The organism is Pseudomonas sp. RHF3.3-3, from assembly GCF_048069595.1.
GTDB lineage: Bacteria > Pseudomonadota > Gammaproteobacteria > Pseudomonadales > Pseudomonadaceae > Aquipseudomonas > Aquipseudomonas fuscovaginae_B.
The window spans coordinates 6150087-6164132 of sequence record NZ_CP182250.1 but is presented as its reverse complement, the minus strand read 5'-3'; the positions used below and the strand labels follow the sequence as shown (position 1 = coordinate 6164132).

The 14046-nt window shown below is 65.2% G+C and carries 15 protein-coding genes; 3 read left to right on the top strand and 12 right to left on the bottom strand.

Annotated elements, in window-relative coordinates:
• Position 1: 1 nt before the first annotated feature.
• From ACMGT0_RS27105 to ACMGT0_RS27060, 10 genes are all read right to left on the bottom strand, one after another.
• Positions 2–1273: an SAM-dependent methyltransferase gene (locus ACMGT0_RS27105; RefSeq protein ID WP_054060980.1), complete on the bottom strand. Its 1272-nt coding sequence runs from the start codon at positions 1271–1273 to the stop codon at positions 2–4.
• Positions 1260–2060 carry a DUF1365 domain-containing protein gene (locus tag ACMGT0_RS27100; protein ID WP_273823975.1) on the bottom strand — a complete coding sequence of 267 codons (801 nt, stop codon included), beginning with the start codon at positions 2058–2060 and terminating at the stop codon, positions 1260–1262. The genes ACMGT0_RS27105 and ACMGT0_RS27100 overlap by 14 nt, the downstream gene beginning before the upstream one ends.
• Positions 2057–3298, bottom strand: a complete 1242-nt coding sequence (locus ACMGT0_RS27095) for an NAD(P)/FAD-dependent oxidoreductase (RefSeq protein WP_416770532.1) — start codon at positions 3296–3298, stop codon at positions 2057–2059. Before ACMGT0_RS27095 ends, ACMGT0_RS27100 begins: the two co-directional genes overlap by 4 nt.
• Positions 3295–4077, bottom strand: coding sequence for an SDR family NAD(P)-dependent oxidoreductase (locus ACMGT0_RS27090; RefSeq protein WP_416770530.1), 783 nt, complete (start codon positions 4075–4077; stop codon positions 3295–3297). The genes ACMGT0_RS27095 and ACMGT0_RS27090 overlap by 4 nt, the downstream gene beginning before the upstream one ends.
• Complete coding sequence (locus ACMGT0_RS27085) at positions 4074–4496, bottom strand: nuclear transport factor 2 family protein (RefSeq protein ID WP_054060984.1); 423 nt, start codon at positions 4494–4496, stop codon at positions 4074–4076. The genes ACMGT0_RS27090 and ACMGT0_RS27085 overlap by 4 nt, the downstream gene beginning before the upstream one ends.
• Positions 4489–5934 (bottom strand): deoxyribodipyrimidine photo-lyase, encoded by a 1446-nt coding sequence (gene phrB / locus ACMGT0_RS27080; RefSeq protein WP_416770528.1) that lies wholly within the window; start codon positions 5932–5934, stop codon positions 4489–4491. Before phrB ends, ACMGT0_RS27085 begins: the two co-directional genes overlap by 8 nt.
• A 25-nt stretch (positions 5935–5959) precedes the next feature.
• Positions 5960–6895 (bottom strand): MerR family transcriptional regulator, encoded by a 936-nt coding sequence (locus ACMGT0_RS27075; RefSeq protein WP_054061756.1) that lies wholly within the window; start codon positions 6893–6895, stop codon positions 5960–5962.
• A gap of 2 nt (positions 6896–6897) precedes the next feature.
• The gene (locus ACMGT0_RS27070; protein ID WP_416770526.1) at positions 6898–7866 is read right to left on the bottom strand and encodes a YbgA family protein; all 969 of its coding nucleotides are present in this window, start codon (positions 7864–7866) and stop codon (positions 6898–6900) included.
• A gap of 113 nt (positions 7867–7979) precedes the next feature.
• Positions 7980–8198 carry a TIGR02450 family Trp-rich protein gene (locus ACMGT0_RS27065; RefSeq protein WP_054060988.1) on the bottom strand — a complete coding sequence of 73 codons (219 nt, stop codon included), beginning with the start codon at positions 8196–8198 and terminating at the stop codon, positions 7980–7982.
• Entirely contained in the window at positions 8195–9181 is a 987-nt protein-coding gene (locus tag ACMGT0_RS27060; protein ID WP_273823964.1) for an NAD(P)/FAD-dependent oxidoreductase, read from the bottom strand. The genes ACMGT0_RS27065 and ACMGT0_RS27060 overlap by 4 nt, the downstream gene beginning before the upstream one ends.
• 188 nt (positions 9182–9369) lie before the next feature.
• Between ACMGT0_RS27060 and ACMGT0_RS27055 the strand changes: the two genes are divergently transcribed.
• Together ACMGT0_RS27055 and hemH are read left to right on the top strand one after the other, a co-directional pair.
• A complete protein-coding gene (locus tag ACMGT0_RS27055) occupies positions 9370–10272 on the top strand; it encodes a TIGR01777 family oxidoreductase (RefSeq protein WP_054060691.1) in 903 nt (300 codons plus the stop codon).
• A 13-nt stretch (positions 10273–10285) separates the two neighbouring features.
• Positions 10286–11311, top strand: a complete 1026-nt coding sequence (gene hemH / locus ACMGT0_RS27050; RefSeq protein ID WP_416770523.1) for a ferrochelatase — start codon at positions 10286–10288, stop codon at positions 11309–11311.
• Positions 11312–11384: 73 nt separating this feature from the next.
• Here the strand turns inward: hemH and ACMGT0_RS27045 are convergent, their stop codons facing one another.
• Positions 11385–12659: a uracil-xanthine permease family protein gene (locus ACMGT0_RS27045; RefSeq protein ID WP_054060693.1), complete on the bottom strand. Its 1275-nt coding sequence runs from the start codon at positions 12657–12659 to the stop codon at positions 11385–11387.
• Positions 12660–12661: 2 nt separating this feature from the next.
• Entirely contained in the window at positions 12662–13300 is a 639-nt protein-coding gene (upp, locus tag ACMGT0_RS27040; RefSeq protein ID WP_416770520.1) for a uracil phosphoribosyltransferase, read from the bottom strand.
• A gap of 187 nt (positions 13301–13487) precedes the next feature.
• On the opposite strand from upp, the gene ACMGT0_RS27035 reads away from it, so the two are divergent.
• Positions 13488–14045 (top strand): hypoxanthine-guanine phosphoribosyltransferase, encoded by a 558-nt coding sequence (locus ACMGT0_RS27035; RefSeq protein ID WP_054060695.1) that lies wholly within the window; start codon positions 13488–13490, stop codon positions 14043–14045.
• Position 14046: the final 1 nt, after the last annotated feature.

The window sequence follows — 14046 nt, the reverse complement described above, 5'->3', positions numbered from 1 at the left end:
TTCAGCCCTCGAAGCGCCCGAGCAACGGCTGCGGCCGTGCCGCCGGTTTGGCCAGCAGCAGTTGCGCGGTGCCCAGGGCGCGTTCGAGGAAACCGCCTTCGCAGTAACACAGGTAGAACTCCCACAGGCGCAGGAAATACACGTCATAGCCCAGCTCGGCCAGGCGCGGATGGGCCTGCTGGAAATTCTCGTGCCACAGGCGCAGGGTGCGCGCGTAGTGCAGGCCGAAGTCCTCCATGTGCAGCAGGTTCATGTCGGTGTGTTGACCGGCCACCTCAAGCAGCTTCTGCACACTGGGCAGCGCCCCGCCAGGGAAGATGTAGCGCTGGATGAAGTCGACGCTGTTCTTCGCCTGTTCATAACGTTGCTCGCGGATGGTGATGCTCTGCAGCAGCATCAGGCCGTCGCTCTTGAGCAGGCGGGCGCACTGGCGGAAGTAGTCGGGCAGGAAACGATGGCCGACGGCTTCGATCATTTCGATGGAGACCAGCTTGTCGTATTGGCCGGTGAGGTCCCGGTAGTCTTCCAGCAGCAGGGTGATCCGGTCCTGCAGGCCCAGGGCCTCGACGCGTTGGCGGGCATAGGCCAGCTGTTCGCGGGACAGCGTGGTGGTGGTGACCTTGCAGCCGTAGTGCTGGGCGGCATGGATCGCCATGCTGCCCCAGCCGGTACCGATTTCCAGCAGGTGATCGCCCGGCTTCAGTTCCAGCTTCTGGCAGATGCGTTCCAGCTTATTCAACTGGGCCTGTTCCAGGCTGTCTTCGGGGCTGAGGAACTGCGCCGCCGAGTACATCATGGTCGGATCGAGAAACTGCTCGAACAGGTCGTTGCCCAGGTCGTAGTGAGCCGCGATGTTCTTGCGCGAGCCCTGGCGGGTGTTGCGATTGAGCCAGTGCAATCCCTGGATGAAGGGCCTTCCCAGTCGGGCCAGGCCGCCTTCCATGGCATCGAGCACGTCGAGGTTGCTGACGAACACGCGGATCACCGCGGTCAGGTCCGGGCTGGTCCAGTAGCCATGGATGAAGGCCTCGCCGGCGCCGATCGAGCCGTTGCCGGCGACCAGGCCCCAGGCCGCCGGGTCCTGGACATGGATCTCGCCCAGCAGGCCGCTGCCGGGCTGGCCGAACAGCTGGCGCTCGCCGTCCTCGACCACCAGCAACTGGCCGTGACGCAGCGCTCTCAACTGGCGCAGCACGCCACGGCGCAGCAGACCGGTGCTGAAGCGGTTGGCGCTCCACAGGTTGTTCCTGGTCACCAGGCTAGGACTTTTCATGACGTTGTTCCTCGGGTTGCGCGGTGGCAATGCTGAAGGCGCCATCGGCGGCCTGGTGGGAGAAGAGGGGTGTCCGTTTGAGCAGCAGGCGCAGGGCCTGCCAGTAGATCGACAGGCAGGTCTTGGCGCTCATCCAGGGAAAGCGCCACAGGTGGCGATGCAGGCTGGCCCGGTCCAGGTCCTGGCGTTGCAGGTCGAGGGTGGCATCGAACAGCTTCAGTTCGCCCTGCCAGTCGGCCATGTGCACGCCGAGGCGTTCGCCGGGCTGGCTGAAACTCATACGGTATTGCAGGTCGCGGGGCAGGAATGGCGAGACATGGAACGACTTCGCCGCCGTGACATGCTGATGGCCCGCGCCGTTGGCGGCGAGCACGTAGTGGTAGCGCTCGCCCCAGGGCGTGTTGGTCACCTCGCAGAGAATCGCCGCCAGGCGCTCGTCGCTGTCGAAGCAGTAGAAGAAACTCACCGGGTTGAACGACAACCCCCAACTGCGTGGTTGCGTCAAAAGGCGCACGGCGCCTTGCGGCGCCTGGCCGAGGGCCAGGGCAACCTGCTGGCGTACCGCGTCGATCAACGGCATGCCCTGGCGGGTGAAGGCGCACAGGTGGTCGGTCTCGCGCCAGGCAAAGGGGGCGAAGCGGTGGCGGCCGGCCAGGGGGGAGAGGCCGAGGACGTTGTCCTGCTCGGCGAGGTCCAGGTACAGCAGGCCGATCCGGTAGCGGAAGGCGTGGCGCCGGGGCGCAAAGCGCCGGTGGCTGATCCAGCCGCTGTACAGGGCGCTGTTCACAGCTGCTCCCCGAAGGCACCGGCCACCCGCAGGGCGCTGTTCACGCCATCTTCGTGGAAACCGTTGGCCCAGTAGGCGCCACAGTAGTAGGTATGGCGATCACCATACAATTCCTCCCAGCGCTGCTGCGCGGCGATGGCGGCCAGGTTGTATTGCGGGTGGGCGTAGGTGTAGCGGGCCAGAACCTTGCGCGGGTCTATGTCGGCTGTCTGGTTGAGGCTGACGCAGAAGGTGGTGTCGCTGACGAGACCCTGGAGGATGTTCATGTTGTAGGTCACAGCCGCCTGGCGCTGGCCGCCGAGGCGATAGTTCCAGCTGGCCCAGGCCAGTGGACGCTGCGGCAGCAGTCGGGTGTCGGTGTGCAGCACCACCTCGTTGTCAGCGTAAGGCAGGGCGCCGAGGATCTGCCGCTCGGCCTCGCTCGGTTCGGCCAGCAACCGGAGGGCCTGGTCGCTGTGACAGGCGAACACCACCTTGTCGAAGCGTTCGCTGCCGGCGGCGCTGTGGATAACCACGCCCTGTTCGTCGCGTTCGACCCGGGTCACCGGGCAGTTGAGGCGGATGTTCTGGCGAAAACCGGCGGTCAAGGGGGCCACGTAGCTGCTTGAACCGCCCTCGATGACCCGCCACTGCGGACGGTCGTTGACCGACAGCAGGCCATGGTTGCTGAAGAAACGGACGAAGAACTGCAACGGGAAACCGAGCATGTCCGCCAGTGACATCGACCAGATCGCCGCCCCCATCGGCACGATGTAGTGCTGGATGAAGCGTTCGCCGTAGCGGCCATCGCGCAGATAGGCGCCGAGGGTGGTGTCGGCGGCGATGCGCTGTTGCTCGAGGTCGGCGAGGGCCTGGCGGTTGAAGCGCAGGATGTCGCGCAACATGCCCCAGAAGCCGGGCGACAACAGGTTGCTGCGCTGGGCGAACAGGCTGTTGAGGTTGTTGCCGTTGTACTCCAGGCCGCTGGCCGGGTCATGCACCGAAAAACTCATTTCGGTGGGCTTGTGGCCGACCCCGAGCTGGCCGAGCAGGCGGATGAAGTTCGGGTAGGTCCAGTCGTTGAAGACAATGAAGCCGGTGTCGATGGCATGGCGTTGGCCGTTGACCGTGACTTCGACCGTATGGGTGTGGCCGCCGATCCATTCGGCGGCTTCGAACAGCGTGATCGAGTGCTGCCGGTTGAGCAGGTAGGCGCAGGTCAGGCCGGAGATACCGCTGCCGATCAGGGCGATCTTCATGAGCGGTCCTCGGTCTGTTGGCCGTTGCGCGCCATGCGCTTGCCGATCGCCAGTTGCAGGCGCCTGGGCAGGCGTGACAGCGGCCAGAGCCCGGCCATGAACAGGGCCGGAAAGGCGATTTCCAGCGGCCGTCGAGGCAATCTCTCGCAGATGTGCTCGGCGGCCTTGTCGGCAGGCCAGCTCAGCGGCATCGGGAAGTCGTTCTTGCGGGTCAGCGGCGTGTCGACGAAGCCGGGGCTGACGATGGTGACGTCGATTCCCTCGTAGGCCAGGTCGATGCGCAGCGATTCGAACAGGTAGCGCATGCCGGCTTTCGAGGCGCCATAGGCCTCGGCGCGCGGCAGCGGCAGGAAGGTCACGGCGCTGGCGATGCCGACCAGGTGCGGTGTGGTGCCGGCCCGCAGCAGCGGCAGGGCGGTCTCGATGCAATAGCTGCTGGCGAGCAGGTTGGTGCGTACCACCCGTTCGACGACCGAGGCATCGAACTCCCGGGCGTCGACATATTCACAGGTGCCGGCATTGAGAATCACCGTGTCGAGGGCGCCCCAGGCCTGGCTGATGCGTTCACCGATCTCGCGCACCTGCTGGCTGTCGGTCAGGTCGCCGGGAACCACCAGCACCTGGCCCGGATAACGCTCGCCGAGCTCCTCCAGGGCCTGTTCATTGCGTGCGCTGACCGCCAGTCGGGCGCCACCCTTGAGCAACACTTCGGCCACGGCGGCACCGATGCCACTGCTGGCGCCGGTCAGCCAGATGCGGCGTGGGGGTTTGGGACTCATGCCATTCTCCTTTTCAGCCATGCGGTGGCCCAGCCGAGCAACGGCAGGTGGTCGTAGAGCAGGGCGCCGGCATCGAAGTAATCGCGATGGCGATAGACCTTTTCGTGCCAGAGCAGATGGGAACAGCCCTCGACATGGATCGGCTTGCCACCGGCCAGCCTGGGGTGGCGGTAGCTCATGTGCCAGCGCAGGTAGCCTTCGCCGTCGCGAACCGGGTCGAAGCCGTGGAAGTCGAACGCCAGTTCGCTGACGTTGCTGTACAGGTCGGCGAAATAACGGCGCACCGCCGGCAGGCCGTGAACCTCGTGCAGCGGGTCGGTGAAGTGCACGTCCTCGCTGTACAGTTCGTCGAGCAGCCCCAGGTTGTGCCTGTCCACGGCGCAAAAGCGCCGGGCGAAGTCGCGCAGGAACTCACTCATGCAGACCTCCGTCATCCTGGCGCGGCGCCAGGCTCTTGAACGCGGCCAGGGCCCGGTCGCGACTGCTGGCCAGATCGACGATCGGCTGCGGATAACCGGGCACGCCGAACAGCCCGCCGAGGGCGGCCGGGTTGTGCACGTCCTTTTTGTTCAGCGCCGCCAGTTCCGGCAGCCAGTGCTTGATGAACAGGCCTTCGCTGTCGAATTTCTGCGACTGGCTGATCGGGTTGAAGATGCGGAAGTACGGCGCCGCATCGGTGCCGGTGGAGGAACTCCACTGCCAGCCGCCGTTGTTGGCCGCCAGGTCGCCGTCGATCAGATGGCGCATGAAGAAGCGCTCGCCCTCGCGCCAGTCGATCAGCAGGTTCTTGGTCAGGAACATCGCCACCACCATGCGCAGGCGGTTGTGCATCCAGCCGGTGTCGAGCAACTGGCGCATGGCGGCGTCGATGATCGGCAGGCCGGTGCGGCCCTGCTGCCAGGCCTCCAGGTCCCGGGGCGCATGGCGCCAGGCCACGGCTTCGGTCTCCGGGCGGAACGCGCGATGCCGCGAGACCCGCGGATAACCGACCAGGATATGTTTGTAGAACTCGCGCCAGAGCAGTTCATTGATCCAGGTGATGGCGCCGGCGTTGCCGCTGTCGAACTCGCCTTGGTTGCTTTGCAGGGCCGCGTGCAGGCATTGGCGCGGGGACACCACCCCAGCGGCCAGGTAGGCGGAGAGTTGGCTGGTGCCGGGCTTGGCCGGGAAGTCGCGTTCGCTCTGGTAGGCGTCGATCTGCTGGTCGGCGAAGTGCTCCAGACGTCGCCGGGCTTCGCTTTCACCGGCGGGCCAGAGGTCGCGCAAGGCTTGGGAGGGGCTGTCGAAACCGTCGATCGCGGCTGGAACCGGGTCGCTCCCGATCGGCAGGGGCGCCTGGGTCGCAGGGGCCGGCACCAACGCCGGTAAGGCGCCATGCAGGCGGCTGTAGCAGACCTTGCGGAACTGGCTGAAGACCTGGAAGTAGCCGCCGGTACGGGTCAGGACACTGCCCGGGCGGAAGAACAGTTGGTCGAGATGGCTGTGGAAGGCGATGCCGTGGGCCTCGACGGTCTTGCTCACGGCGCGGTCGCGGCGGGTTTCGTGTACGCCATATTCCTCGTTGACGTGCACGGCATCAATGCCCAGCGACTGGCACAGTTCGAGCAGGACGGCGGGGGCCTGGTCCCAGGTATCCGCGTGGCGGATCAGCAGCGGGATGTTCAGCCCGGCCAGCGCCTGGCCCAGTTCGTGCAGGTTACGCAGCCAGAAGTCGACCTTGCACGGTGCATCGTCATGGGCCCGCCATTGCCCGGGAGTGAGCAGGTACACCGCCACCGTTGGCCCGCTGCGGGCCGCGGCGCTGAGCGCGGTGTTGTCATGCAGGCGCAGGTCGGTGCGCAGCCAGAACAATTGCATAGTCATTCCTTGGGGCCGGGGAGCATCAGAGCAGGCCGAGCCGGGTGAGGCTCTGGCAGGCCGCCAACGGATCCTGGGCGAGGCTCAGTCCGGGGTGGTCGTCAGTACAGGCGGACAGTTCGGTGGCGTGGATGCACACCGAGGCACCGGCGATCAGTACGGGTTGTTCGATCCCGCCGATCAGCCTGGGCAGCGCCGCCATATTCAGGGTCTTGCTGGAATACAGCAGCAACGCGCGGGCCTTGAGCTGTTCGACGGCCAGCGCCAGTTCGCCGGGTGGCACCGGCCAGTCGAAGACTTCCACCGGGCAGTCGGCGCTGCTCGCCAGCCAGGCGGTCAGCCACAGGTGGGGTTCGAGCGGCAGGTCCGACTGGTTGACCAGCAGCAGCGGCTGGCCCCTGAGCTGGCGGTTGTTGTGGTAGATCCGTGCGCCCAGCTTGCTGCGCAGCCAGGAATGGAAGAACACCCGCTCCATCTGTCCGCCGAACTGGCCCTGCCAGCGCTGTTCGAGTTCGGCCAGCAGCGGGATCAGCAACTGTTCGCAGACGGTGCGCGGCGGGTACAGCGACATCGCCTGGTTGAAACGGTCGTCGACCTGGCGCTCGTCCAGGCGGCCGATGGCCTGGACCAGGTCCTGGTGCAACCGGTGCCAGTCGTTTTCCGGCGCCTCGGCGGGCGGTTGCGGGGCGTCGAGCAACTGCTTGACCTGGCGCACCGCCACGCCGCGATTCAGCCAGGTCAGGATCGCCTGGATGCGTTGCACGTGGTCGGCGGAGAACAACCGATGACCCTTGGCCGTGCGATGGGGCACGATCAGGCCATAGCGACGTTCCCAGGCACGCAGGGTGACGGCATTGACCCCGGTCTGCCGGGCGACTTCGCGAATCGGCAGCCAGCCGGCGGCCAGGGCGCTGACATAGTCGGGATGGGACTCATCGTCTTCGGGGAGAGGCTTGGACATGATCAGATCGAGTTTCGCAGGCTGAGGTTTTCCGGGTGGGGTTGCAGATAGACCTGCAGGCCCACGTAGGGATCGGGGTATTGGCGGAAGTGGTGCTTGAGCAGGGTCAGCGGCACCACCAGCGGGACGATGCCGAGGCGGTACTGGCCGATGACCTGCTGCATTTCCTGCTTGTCCTCGGCGCTGATGGAATGCTTCAGGTAGCCGCTCAGGTGCTGCAGGACGTTGGTGTGGGTGCGGCGGGTGGCGCATTTCTTCAGGGCGCTCATCAACTGGCTGAAGTAGTGCGGGCCGATCTCGTTCGGATCGGCCCTGCCCATGCTGCCCAGCAGGTTGCCCAGTACCTTGTACTGCTCCGGGTTGTGGGCCATCAGCAGGTATTTGTGGCGCGAGTGAAATTCGGTCAGGGCGCGGCGGCTCAGGCCAGCGGCGAGCAGTTGCTGCCAGTCGGCGTAGGCGAACACCCGGGTCAGGAAGTTCTCGCGCAGCACCGGGTCGTTCAGGCGGCCCTCTTCCTCCACCGGAAGGTCGGGATGCAGGGCGCAGAAGGCGGCGGCGAACAGGCCACGACCGGCGTGCTCGGCGGGCCGTCCGCGATCCTGGTAGACCTTGACCCGCGCCAGTCCGCAGGACGGGGATTTCTGCATGAAGATGTAGCCGCAGATATCCGTCAGCTCATTCGCCATGCGCGTGCCGTAGTCGGTCAGCGCCTGGCTGACGTCCCGCTCCCCATGGACCGTGCCCACGGCCCTGGGCTGCTGCGGGTCACCGACCAGACGGATCGGCTCGCGCGGTGTGCCCAGGCCGATCGCCACTTCCGGGCAGACCGGGAGGAAATCGAAATGCTCGCTGAGGCTCTGGCTGCACAGCCGCGATTCCTTGTGCCCGCCGTTGTAGCGCACTTCGGCGCCCATCAGGCAGGCGCTGATGGCGATCTTCGGTTTGGTGCGGGAGACGCTGGACGTGGGCATTGCAGAACCTCGACGAATTACTTGTACAAGCGTGAATTCTTGTACAACTAGGTTTCATCATAGGTTCTATCTTGTACAAGTCAAATTCTTTGTACAGGATTGCCCTGGTCCGCTTATCGCCAGCCCATGCGCCAGCGTTCGGCGTTCTGCAACTGTTGCCAGGGGATGCGCTGGTTGCGGCGGGTCAGTACCGCCTGCAGTTCCAGCTCCAGCAATAGCGTGCCGGTTTCATCGTGGAACAGCTCGGTGACCAGGAAATGTCTTTCCCGGTTCTCCGGCCGGGCTGCTGTCCACTTCGACAGCAGCAGTTTGCGTGGGTTGATGCGATTCATGCCTGGTGTTCCAGCAGCCGGCGGGCGGCTTCCTGGCCGCTGAGCCAGGCGCCTTCGACCCGGCCGGACATGCACCAGTCGCCGCACACGTACAGGCCCAGGTCGGCGTCGGCCAGCGCCCCCCATTCGCGGGCACCGGCCGGCCGTGCATAGAGCCAGCGGTGGGCAAGGGTGAAGGCCGGGGCGGGCATGGTGATGTGCAGCAGTTCGGCGAACGCGCCGTGCAGGTGCTCGATCACCGCTTCCCTGGACAGGTCCAGGTGCTGCTTGCTCCAACTGCTGGTGGCATGCAGGACCCAGGTGTCGAGACGGTTGTCGCGCCCCGGCTTGCTGCGGTTGCGGGCCAGCCAGTCGAGCGGGCTGTCCTGTACGAAGCAGCCTTCCATGGGCGTCTCCAGCGCGCTCTCGAAGGCCAGGGCGACCGCCCAGGTCGGCTCCATCTGGACCCCCGCGGCGGCACCGGCGAGCTTCGGCGCGGCAGCGAGCAGCGCGGTGGCCTGGGGCGCCGGTGTGGCGATGACGACGTGACTGAACGGGCCGTGGGTGACCCCTTCGGCATCCTGCAGGTGCCAGTGCTGTTCACCCCGGAAGACTTCGGTGATCCGACAGCTGAAGTGGCTGTGCAGATCGCCGAGCAGGCCGCGGGTGATGGCGCTCATGCGCGGGGTGCCGACCCAGCGGGTCTGTTCGTCCGGCGATAGATTGAGCTGGCCGTTCTGCCAGGTGTAGAGCTTTGGCGCCCATTCGGCGACCCAGCCCTGGCCTTGCCAGCGCTGCACTTCGTTGACGAAGCGGCGGTCGCGGGCCGTGAAATATTGGGCGCCCATGTCCAGCGACCCGGCGTCGCTGCGTTTGCTCGACATGCGCCCGCCGCTGCCGCGGCTTTTGTCGAACAGCTCGATGGCGTGCCCGGCATCGTGTAACGCGCGAGCGGCTGACAGTCCGGCGATACCGGCACCGATTATTGCGATAGGTACAGTCATAGGGACCTCGTTACCTGTTTGCACAGACTACGCCGTCGGTAAAACCTGTACAATCTTATTTTTAGGTATAAGTCGCGACCATCCTGTCGTCTGAAGCTGTCCTATTGTTAAAACAGTCGAAAAGAAAAGAGCCTTGCCTATAAAAGTAGACTAACGCTCTTGGCAAAACGTTACGCGAGGACGCTCTCATGCACATATTGCTGACAGGCGGTACTGGTTTGATCGGGCGTCGGTTGTGCGAGCACTGGTTGGCGCAAGGTCATCACCTGACGGTGTGGAGTCGCCGGCCCGAGGAGGTTGCCCGCCTGTGCGGAGCCCAGGTGCGTGGCGTGCGGCATCTGGAGGAGTTGGCCGGCGAGCCGCTGGATGCGGTGGTCAATCTGGCCGGTGCGCCGATCGCCGAGCGTCCCTGGACCCATCGGCGCAAGGCGCTGCTGTGGAGCAGTCGGATCCAGCTGACCGAAACCCTGCTGACCTGGCTCGAAGGCCTGGAGCAACGCCCGGCGGTGTTGCTTTCCGGCTCGGCGGTGGGTTGGTATGGCGATGGTGGCGAGCGTGAGCTGAGCGAGGATTCACCACCGGTCAGCGAGGATTTCGCCAGCCAGTTGTGCATTGCCTGGGAGGAGACCGCGCAACGTGCGCAGGCCCTCGGCATGCGCGTGGTGCTGGTGCGAACCGGCCTCGTGCTGGCGGCCGAGGGCGGCTTTTTGTCGCGCCTGCTGCCGCCGTTCAAATGGTGCCTGGGCGGCCCGATCGGCAATGGCCGGCAGTGGATGCCGTGGATTCACCTGCGGGATCAAATCGCCCTGATTGATTTTCTTCTGCACCGCAGCGATGCCAGCGGTCCTTATAATGCCTGCGCGCCCAGGCCGGTGCGCAATCGCGACTTCGCCAGGGCGCTGGGACGGGTGTTGCACCGTCCGGCGCTGATCCCGCTGCCGGCTCCGCTGCTGCGGGTCGGCCTCGGCGAGTTGTCGCAGTTGTTGCTGGGCGGCCAGCGTGCCGTGCCCAAGCGCCTGCTGGCGGCAGGGTTCGAGTTTCAGTTCACCGATCTGCCCGCGGCCCTCGACGATCTGTCGGGTCGCCTCTGATATAGGACATTGCATGACCGATCACGCGTTGCTACTGGTCAACCTGGGCTCGCCGGCCTCTACTTCGGTGGCGGACGTGCGCAGCTACCTCAATCAGTTTCTGATGGATCCGTACGTGATCGATCTGCCCTGGCCGATCCGGCGCCTGCTGGTGTCGCTGATCCTGATCAAGCGGCCCGAGCAGTCGGCCCATGCCTATGCCTCGATCTGGTGGGAGGAAGGGTCGCCGCTGGTGGTGCTGAGCCGACGTCTGCAGCAGCGCATGACCGAGCAATGGCAGCATGGGCCGGTGGAACTGGCGATGCGTTATGGCGAACCGTCGATCGAGTCGACGCTGACCCGGTTGGCGGCACAGGGCATCCGCCAGGTGACGCTGGCGCCGTTGTATCCGCAGTTTGCCGACAGCACGGTGACCACGGTGATCGAAGAGGCGCGGCGGGTGGTCAGGGAGCGGAGGCTGGATGTGCAGTTTTCCATCCTGCAGCCGTTCTACGACCAGCCGGAATACATCGAGGCGCTGGTCGCCAGCACCCGGCCGCACCTGGAACAGAGCTTCGATCATTTGCTGCTCAGCTTCCACGGTTTGCCGGAGCGCCACCTGACCAAGCTCGATCCCACCGGCAGCCATTGCCTCAAGGATGCGGACTGCTGCCGGAATGCCTCGCCAGCGGTGCTTGCCACCTGTTACCGCGCCCAATGTCTGCGTACGGCGGCGGCGTTTGCCGAGCACATGGGCTTGGCGGACGGGCAGTGGTCGGTCTCGTTCCAGTCCCGGCTGGGGCGGGCGAAGTGGATCGAGCCCTACACCGAGGCACGCCTGGATGAACTGGCCAAGGCCGGAGTGAAGAAGCTTCTGGTGATGTGCCCGGCGTTCGTCGCCGACTGCATCGAGACCCTGGAGGAGATCGGTGACCGTGGGCGCGAGCAGTTCATCGAGGCGGGCGGCGAGGAGTTGGTGCTGGTACCGTGCCTGAACGATGACCCGCAGTGGGCGATGGCGCTGAACACGCTCTGTGAGCGGGCTCCGCGTTCCCTGTAGGAGCCGGGCTTGCCCTTGAAGCCGCCAAGCGCTTCGCGGGCAAGCCCGTCTCCTGCAGGGGGGCGTGGTGAGGTTATGCCAGCGGCTCGTCGGCCCTGTTCTTCTTCCAGCCGTCGTTGCCCGGCAGGATCAGGTTCAGCGCGATCGCGACGACGGCGCACAGGGCGATGCCCTTCAGGCCGAAATCGTCGGGGCCGGTACCACTGCCGACCAGCACACCACCAATGCCGAACACCAGTGTGACCGAGACGATCACCAGGTTGCGCGCTTCGCCCAGGTCGATCCTGTGGCGGATCAGGGTGTTCATGCCCACCGCTGCGATCGAGCCGAACAGCAGGCAGAGGATCCCGCCCATCACCGGTACCGGGATGCTCTGCAGCAGCGCGCCGAACTTGCCGATGAACGCCAGGGCGATGGCGAAGAGCGCCGCCCAGGTCATGATCTTCGGGTTGTAGTTCTTGGTCAGCATCACCGCGCCGGTCACTTCGGCATAGGTGGTGTTGGGCGGGCCACCGAACAGGCCGGCCGCGGTGGTGGCCAGACCGTCACCCAGCAGGGTGCGATGCAGGCCCGGCTTCTTCAGGTAGTCGCGACCGGTCACGCTGCCGACCGCGATCACCCCGCCGATATGCTCGATGGCCGGGGCCAGGGCCACCGGTACGATGAACAGGATCGCCTGCCAGTTGAATTCCGGTGCGGTGAAGTTCGGCAGCGCCAGCCAGGGCGCCGCGGCGATCTTCGCGGTGTCGACCACGCCGAAGTAGAACGACAGGGCGAAGCCCACCAGCACGCCGGAGATGATCGGCACCAGGCGGAAAATCCCCTTGCCGAACACCGCGACGATCAGGGTGGTCAGCAGCGCCGGCATGGAGATCAGCATCGCCGTGCGGTAGGGGATCAGCTCGCTGCCATCGCCGGCCTTGCCCATCGCCATGTTGGCGGCGATCGGCGCCATGGCCAGGCCGATGGAAATCACCACCGGGCCGATCACCACCGGCGGCAGCAGCCGGTCGATGAAGCCGGTGCCCTTGATCTTCACCGCCAGGCCCAGGAAGGTGTAGACGAAGCCCGCCGCCATCACGCCGCCCATGGTCGCAGCGAGGCCGAACTGGCCCTTGGCGAGAATGATCGGGGTGATGAAGGCGAAGCTCGACGCCAGGAACACCGGCACCTGACGGCCGGTGACCAGCTGGAACAGCAGAGTCCCCAGGCCCGCCGTGAACAGCGCGACGTTCGGGTCCAGGCCGGTGATCAGCGGCATCAGCACCAGTGCGCCGAACGCTACGAAGAGCATCTGCGCACCGGACAGCACCGTGCGCCAGAGCGGGTCGTTGAACTCATCCCGCATGTTCAGGCGTCCTTCTGCTTGGTGCCGAAAATCTTGTCGCCGGCATCGCCCAGGCCTGGAATGATGTAGCCGTGTTCGTTGAGTTTCTGGTCGACGGATGCGGTGTAGAGGGTCACGTCGGGGTGGGCCTTCTCGACCGCGGCGATACCTTCCGGCGCGGCGACCAGCACCATGGCGCAGATCTCCTTGCAGCCGGCCTTCTTCAGCAGGTCGATGGTGGCGACCATCGAGCCGCCGGTGGCGAGCATCGGGTCGATGATCATCGCCAGGCGCTCGTCGATTTCCGGCACCAGTTTTTCCAGGTAGGTATGGGCTTCGAGGGTTTCCTCGTTGCGGGCCACGCCCACGGCGCTGACCTTGGCGCCCGGGATCAGGCTGAGTACGCCTTCGAGCATGCCGATACCGGCACGCAGGATCGGTACCACGGTAATTTTCTTACCGGCGATTTTCTCGACTTGTACGGTGCCGCACCAGCCTTCGATGTCATAGGCTTCGAGGGGCAGGTCCTTGGTCGCCTCATAGGTCAGCAACGCTCCGACTTCCTGGGCAAGCTCACGGAAGTTCTTCGTGCTAATGTCTGCGCGGCGCATGAGGCCGAGCTTGTGACGGATCAGCGGGTGGCGGATCTCACGGATGGGCATAGGGAAAGGCTCCGAGGGCGGGCAAAAAAACCGGCCTAGATTAATCTATCCGGGGTTTATGTCCTATAGACCCGTAGTACGTTAGTCCAGAAACGCTTGATCTGACCTGCGCGGGTGCGTACCTTTGCCCGCTTTTCTTGCGCAGCCCCCTGTGCAAGTCCCCTTTGAGCACCCTTTGGAGAGCGCCATGTCCGCTGATCTCGAGCATATCCGTCAAGTCATGCGCGAAGCCGACTGCCTGTACACCAACGCTGAAGTCGAGGCGGCCATCGCCCGTGTCGGCGCCCAGATCAACGCCGACCTGGCCGAGCGCAACCCGGTGGTATTCTGCGTGATGAACGGCGGCCTGATCTTCTCCGGCAAATTGCTGCCCCACCTGGATTTCCCGCTGGAAGCGTCCTACCTGCACGCCACCCGCTACCGTAACGAAACCAGCGGCGGCGAGCTGTTCTGGAAGGCCAAGCCGGAAGTCTCGTTCATCGATCGTGACGTACTGATCATCGACGACATTCTCGACGAGGGTCATACCCTCGGCGCGATCATCGATTTCTGCAAGCACGCCGGTGCCCGCCAGGTGCACACCGCCGTCCTGATCGACAAGGAACACGACCGCAAGGCCCGGCCGGACCTCAAGGCCGACTACGTCGGGCTGCCGTGCATCGACCGCTACATTTTCGGTTATGGCATGGACTACAAGGGCTACTGGCGTAACGCTGCCGGCATCTTTGCCGTCAAGGGCCTGTAAC